Genomic DNA, 6,357 nt, shown 5'->3' on the forward strand with positions numbered 1-6,357 from the left:
GTTGAAGACGGGCTCGGCCTATTACGCGCCGGCGGCCTCGGCGATCGCCATGGCCGAGTCCTATCTCAAGGACAAGAAGCGCGTGCTGCCCTGCGCAGCGCACCTTTCCGGCCAGTATGGCGTCAAGGGAACCTATGTCGGCGTTCCCGTGGTGATCGGCGCCGGCGGCGTCGAGCGGGTCATCGAGATCGACCTGTCGAAGGCCGAGCAGAAGATGTTCGACAATTCGGTCGCGGCCGTCCAGGGCCTGGCCGAGGCCTGCACCAAGATCGCCCCGCATCTCGCCGGCAAGTAATCTCGCCGGCAAAGCAATCATCCTCCCCGGAGATCAAGCGCATGAACATCCATGAGTATCAGGCCAAGGCGCTGCTGAAGACGTTCGGCGCGCCGGTGGCAAGCGGCGTTCCGGTGTTCAAGGCAAGCGAGGCGGAGGCCGCCGCAAAGGCGCTGCCCGGCCCGCTTTATGTCGTGAAGAGCCAGATCCATGCCGGCGGCCGCGGCAAGGGCAAGTTCAAGGAACTCGGCCCCGACGCCAAGGGCGGCGTGCGGCTGGCGAAGTCGGCGGCCGAAGTGGTCGCCAACGCCAACGAGATGCTCGGCCACACGCTGGTCACCAAGCAGCCCGGCCCGGCCGGCAAGCAGGTCAACCGCCTCTATATCGAGGACGGCGCCGATATCGCCCGCGAGCTGTATCTGTCGATCCTTGTCGACCGCTCGGTCGGCCGCATCGCCTTCGTCGTCTCGACCGAGGGCGGCATGGACATCGAGACGGTCGCGCATGACACGCCGGAAAAGATCGTCACCGTCGCCATCGACCCGGAAAAGGGCGTGAGCGCCGACGACGTGAAGACGCTCAATGCCGCGCTGAAGCTCGACGGCGATGCCGCGAAGGACGGCGCATCGCTGTTCCCGATCCTCTACAAGGCGTTCGTCGAGAAGGACATGAGCCTGCTCGAGGTCAACCCGCTGATCGTCATGAAGGACGGGCATCTGCGCGTGCTCGACGCCAAAGTGTCGTTCGACAACAACGCGCTGTTCCGCCACCCGGACGTGATGGAACTGCGCGACACCACCGAAGAGGACGAGAAGGAGATCGAGGCGTCGAAATACGACCTCGCCTATGTCGCGCTCGACGGCAATATCGGCTGCATGGTCAACGGCGCCGGCCTTGCCATGGCGACGATGGACATCATCAAGCTCTATGGCGCTGAGCCGGCTAACTTCCTCGACGTTGGCGGCGGCGCCTCCAAGGAGAAGGTCACGGCGGCGTTCAAGATCATCACCAAGGACCCGGCGGTCGAGGGCATCCTGATCAACATCTTCGGCGGCATCATGAAGTGCGACGTCATCGCCGAGGGCGTGATCGCCGCGGTCAAGGAAGTGGGGCTGAAAGTGCCGCTGGTCGTGCGCTTGGAAGGCACCAATGCCGAGCTCGGCAAGAAGATCATCAACGACAGCGGCCTGAATGTCGTCTCGGCCGACGATCTGGACGACGCGGCCAAGAAGATCGTCAAGGCGGTGAAGGGCTAAAGCGGATGCCTCCGCGCAAGATAAATCTGGTCGAGGCGGCGGATCAAAAGATCGCCAAGGTCTTCGATCCGCATATCGCCGGCGACGTCAACGACGCCCAGGCCAAGGTCGCCAAGTTCGGCGAGGTCTTCGATTGGCACGCGCATGACAATGAGGACGAGGCCTTCCTCGTGCTGCGCGGCAGGATCGCCATCGATTTCCGCGACGGGCCGGTCGAGCTCGGCGAGGGCGACTTCATCGTCGTGCCGCGCGGCGTCGAACACCGGCCGCGCTCGCTGACGCCGGAGCCCGTGGTGCTGATGTTCGAGCCGGCGACGACTTTGAACACCGGCAACGCACGGAGCGACCTCACCGTCACCGATCTCAAGCGGCTGTGAGCCATGAACGCGTCGCCCTTCTCTTCCCTCTCGGATGGTCACCAACGCCTGAAGGCGCTGGTCGGCGCATGGCGCGGCGAGGAAGAAGTCGCGGCAACGCAATGGACCGATGCCGGCACGGCGACTGCGGAAGTTCAGGCCGAGGCTCAGTTCGGCGGCTTGTTCGTGGTGCAGCGCTATCGCCAGCGCCGCGACGGGACGATCTCGTTCGGCGCACATAATGTGTTCGGCTTCGACCAGCAGAACGGCCTCGTCACCATGCATCAGTTCGACTCGATGGGGTTCGTGCCGATGTCACCGGCCACGGGCACGTGGAACGACGGCGAATTGGCGCTGGAACGGTCGTCGCCGCGCGGCTCGGCTCGCGTGACCTACAATTTTGACGACATCGATACCTATCGCATGAAACTTCAGTTCAAGGCCACGAGCAGCAATGCTTGGGAAGACATGGTGAGCGGGCTCTACCGGCGCGTCTCGCCTTCCACGATCAACGGTTTTTAGAAAAGGGCCGCGATGTCCATTCTCGTCGACAAGAATACCAAGGTGCTGGTTCAGGGTCTGACCGGCAAGACCGGCACGTTCCACACCGAGCAGGCGCTGGCCTATCACGGCACCAAGATGGTGGGCGGCATCCACCCGAAGAAGGGGGGCGAGACCTGGACCGGCTCGAAGGGCGAAAGCCTGCCGATCTTCGCCACGGTGGCCGAGGGCAAGGCAAGGACCGGCGCCAACGCCTCGGTCATCTATGTGCCGCCGGCGGGCGCGGGCGAGGCCATCATCGAGGCGATCGAGGCAGAGATCCCGCTCATCGTCTGCATCACCGAAGGCATCCCGGTGATGGACATGGTCAAGGTCAAGGCGCGGCTCGACCGCTCCACTTCGCGGCTGATCGGCCCGAACTGCCCTGGAGTGCTGACGCCCGACGAGTGCAAGATCGGCATCATGCCCGGCAACATCTTCCGCAAGGGCTCGGTGGGCGTTGTTTCGCGCTCGGGAACACTTACCTATGAGGCAGTCTTCCAGACCACCAATGTCGGCCTCGGCCAGACAACGGCGGTTGGCATCGGCGGCGACCCGGGCAAGGGCACCGAATTCATTGATGTGCTGGAGATGTTCCTCGCCGACGACGAGACCAAGTCGATCATCATGATCGGCGAGATCGGCGGCTCGGCCGAGGAAGACGCCGCGCAGTTCCTCAAGGACGAAGCCAAGCGCGGCCGCAAGAAACCGATGGCGGGCTTCATCGCCGGGCGCACGGCGCCGGCCGGCCGCACCATGGGCCATGCGGGCGCGGTGATCTCGGGCGGCAAGGGCGGCGCGGAAGACAAGATCGCGGCGATGGAATCGGCCGGCATCAAGGTCTCACCGTCGCCGGCCAGGCTCGGCACGACGCTGGTCGAGGCGATCAAAGGTTAAGGCAGTAGGGGAGTAGGGCAGTAGGGGGATAGGACGAACGGGACGAGCGTGTCGACAGCTTGCTCGCCCTACTGCCTTACTCCCCTACTGCCCTACTCCCCTCCAAACTAAGGAGACGGAGCCAGGCTCCGCAGACGAAAATGGCAAGACAAGATCAGGCCAACGACCAATTCTCGCTCACCTCGTTCCTCTACGGCGGCAATGCCGACTATATCGACGCGCTCTACGCGGCCTATGAGGACAATCCGGCTTCGGTCGATCCGGAGTGGCAGGATTTCTTCTCGGCGCTGAAGGACGACGCGGGCGACGTCCGCAAGAACGCCAAGGGCGCCTCCTGGGCGAAGCCCTCCTGGCCGCTGACGGCCAATGGCGAGCTGGTCTCGGCGCTGGACGGCAATTGGGGCCTGGTTGAGAAGGCGATCGAAAAGAAGGTCAAGGACAAGGCGGTCGTCAACGGCGCCGTGCTTTCCGACGCCGACGTGCACCAGGCGACGCGCGATTCGGTGCGCGCCATCATGATGATCCGCGCCTACCGCATGCGCGGCCACCTGCACGCCAATCTTGATCCGCTCGGCATCGCCAAGCCGCTCGAGGACTATAACGAGCTGTCGCCGGAGAATTACGGTTTTACCGAAGCCGATTACGACCGGCCGATCTTCCTCGACAATGTGCTGGGCCTGGAATTCGGCACCATCCGGCAGATGTTGGACATCCTGACCCGCACCTATTGCTCGACCCTTGGCGTCGAGTTCATGCATATCTCCGACCCGGAAGAGAAGGCCTGGATCCAGGCGCGCATCGAAGGCGCCGACAAGGAGATCACCTTCACCGCCACCGGCAAGAAGGCGATCCTGTCCAAGCTGATCGAGGCCGAGGGCTTCGAGCAATATATCGACGTCAAGTACAAGGGCACCAAGCGGTTCGGCCTCGACGGCGGCGAGTCGCTGATCCCGGCGCTGGAGCAGATCGTCAAGCGCGGCGGTCAGCTCGGCCTCAAGGAAATCGTGCTCGGCATGGCGCATCGCGGCCGCCTCAATGTGCTTTCCCAGGTGATGGCCAAGCCCCACCGCGCCATCTTCCACGAATTCAAGGGCGGCTCGGCCGCGCCCGACGAGGTCGAAGGCTCAGGCGACGTGAAGTACCATCTCGGCGCCTCGTCGGACCGCGAGTTCGACGGCAACAAGGTGCATCTGTCGCTGACGGCCAATCCCTCGCATCTGGAAATCGTCGATCCGGTGGTGATGGGCAAGGCGCGCGCCAAGCAGGACCAGCTTTCCGGCCGCGAGCGTGGCGAGGTCGTGCCGCTGTCGGAGCGCGCCAAGGTGATGCCGCTGCTTTTGCATGGCGACGCCGCCTTCGCCGGCCAGGGCGTGATCGCCGAGATCCTCGGCCTGTCGGGGCTGCGCGGCCATCGCGTCGCCGGCACGCTGCACGTCATCATCAACAACCAGATCGGCTTCACCACCAATCCGCGCTTCTCGCGCTCCTCGCCCTATCCGTCGGATGTGGCCAAGATGATCGAGGCGCCGATCTTCCACGTCAATGGCGACGATCCGGAAGCCGTGGTGCACGCCGCGAAGGTGGCGACCGAGTTCCGCATGAAGTTCCACAAGCCGGTGGTCGTGGACATGTTCTGCTATCGCCGCTTCGGCCACAATGAGGGCGACGAGCCGGCCTTTACCCAACCGATCATGTATCGCAACATCCGCACCCACAAGACGGTGGTGCAGATCTATGCCGACCGGCTGATCGCGGAGGGCCACGTCACCCAGGCCGAGGTCGACAAGATGCGGGCCGACTGGCGCGCGCATCTGGAAGCCGAGTGGGAAGTCGGCCAGAGCTACAAGCCGAACAAGGCCGACTGGCTGGACGGCGCGTGGTCCGGCCTGCGCACTGCTGACAATCAGGATGAACAACGGCGCGGCAAGACCGCCGTGCCGGTGCGCACGCTGAAGGAGATCGGTAAGAAGCTGACCGAGGTGCCGAAGGATTTCGAGGCGCACAAGACGATCCTGCGCTTCCTCGAGAACCGCCGCCAGGCGATCGAGTCCGGCGAAGGCATCGACTGGTCGACGGCCGAGGCGCTGGCCTTCGGCGCCATCCTGCTCGACGGCAACCCGATCCGGCTTTCCGGCCAAGATTCGGAGCGCGGCACCTTCTCGCAGCGCCATTCGGTGCTCTACGACCAGCGCGACGAGACCCGCTACATCCCGCTCAACAACCTCTCGGCGGCGCAGGCCGGCTATGAGGTCATCAACTCGATGCTGTCGGAAGAGGCGGTGCTGGGCTTCGAATATGGCTACAGCCTGGCGGAGCCGAAGGCGCTGACGCTCTGGGAGGCGCAGTTCGGCGATTTCGCCAACGGCGCCCAGGTGGTGTTCGACCAGTTCATCTCGTCGGGCGAGCGCAAATGGCTGCGCATGTCTGGCCTCGTCTGCCTGTTGCCGCATGGCTATGAGGGCCAGGGGCCGGAGCACTCGTCGGCGCGGCTGGAGCGCTTCCTGCAGCTCTGCGCGGAAGACAACATGCAGGTCGCGAACGTCACCACGCCGGCTAATTATTTCCACATCCTGCGCCGGCAGTTGAAGCGCGACTTCCGCAAGCCGCTGATCCTGATGACGCCGAAGTCGCTGCTGCGCCACAAGCGGGCGGTGTCGACGCTGTCGGAGATTTCGGGCGAGAGCTCGTTCCACCGGCTGCTGTGGGACGATGCGCAGCTCTTGGCCGACCAGTCGATCAAGCTGGTCAAGGACTCCAAGATCCGCCGCGTCGTGCTGTGCTCGGGCAAGGTCTATTACGACCTCTATGAGGAGCGCGAGAAGCGCGGCATCAACGACATTTATCTGCTGCGCGTCGAACAGCTCTATCCGTTCCCGGCCAAGGCGCTGATCACCGAGCTGTCGCGTTTCCGCAATGCCGAGATGGTGTGGTGCCAGGAGGAGCCCAAGAATATGGGCGCCTGGTCGTTCATCGATCCCTATCTCGAATGGGTGCTGGCGCATATCGACGCCAAGCATCAGCGGGTGCGCTACAC

At 64.1% G+C, this 6,357-nt stretch carries 5 protein-coding genes and 1 pseudogene; all 6 read left to right on the top strand.

The window, feature by feature from the left end; all coding sequences use genetic code 11:
* Positions 1–295: pseudogene (locus tag EOA27_RS17325) on the top strand (malate dehydrogenase); the annotation flags it as partial.
* A gap of 41 nt (positions 296–336) precedes the next feature.
* A complete protein-coding gene (sucC, locus tag EOA27_RS17330) occupies positions 337–1,530 on the top strand; it encodes an ADP-forming succinate--CoA ligase subunit beta (RefSeq protein ID WP_127256764.1) in 1,194 nt (397 codons plus the stop codon).
* A gap of 5 nt (positions 1,531–1,535) precedes the next feature.
* A complete protein-coding gene (locus EOA27_RS17335; RefSeq protein WP_126080451.1) occupies positions 1,536–1,907 on the top strand; it encodes a cupin domain-containing protein in 372 nt (123 codons plus the stop codon).
* Between the two features lie 3 nt (positions 1,908–1,910).
* The gene (locus tag EOA27_RS17340) at positions 1,911–2,408 is read left to right on the top strand and encodes a DUF1579 family protein (protein ID WP_127256766.1); all 498 of its coding nucleotides are present in this window, start codon (positions 1,911–1,913) and stop codon (positions 2,406–2,408) included.
* A 12-nt stretch (positions 2,409–2,420) separates the two neighbouring features.
* A complete protein-coding gene (gene sucD, locus EOA27_RS17345; RefSeq protein ID WP_127256768.1) occupies positions 2,421–3,323 on the top strand; it encodes a succinate--CoA ligase subunit alpha in 903 nt (300 codons plus the stop codon).
* Between the two features lie 140 nt (positions 3,324–3,463).
* A partial coding sequence (locus EOA27_RS17350) for a 2-oxoglutarate dehydrogenase E1 component (RefSeq protein ID WP_127256770.1) occupies positions 3,464–6,357 on the top strand: 2,894 nt, incomplete at its 3' end.

It is taken from the genome of Mesorhizobium sp. M2A.F.Ca.ET.037.01.1.1 (genome assembly GCF_003998075.1).
Taxonomy (GTDB): Bacteria; Pseudomonadota; Alphaproteobacteria; order Rhizobiales; family Rhizobiaceae; genus Mesorhizobium.

Coding starts and splice junctions, on each gene's coding strand:
- sucC (WP_127256764.1), top strand. CDS start 337: ATGAACATCCATGAGTATCAGGCCAAGGCGCTGCTGAAGACGTTCGGC.
- EOA27_RS17335 (WP_126080451.1), top strand. CDS start 1,536: ATGCCTCCGCGCAAGATAAATCTGGTCGAGGCGGCGGATCAAAAGATC.
- EOA27_RS17340 (WP_127256766.1), top strand. CDS start 1,911: ATGAACGCGTCGCCCTTCTCTTCCCTCTCGGATGGTCACCAACGCCTG.
- sucD (WP_127256768.1), top strand. CDS start 2,421: ATGTCCATTCTCGTCGACAAGAATACCAAGGTGCTGGTTCAGGGTCTG.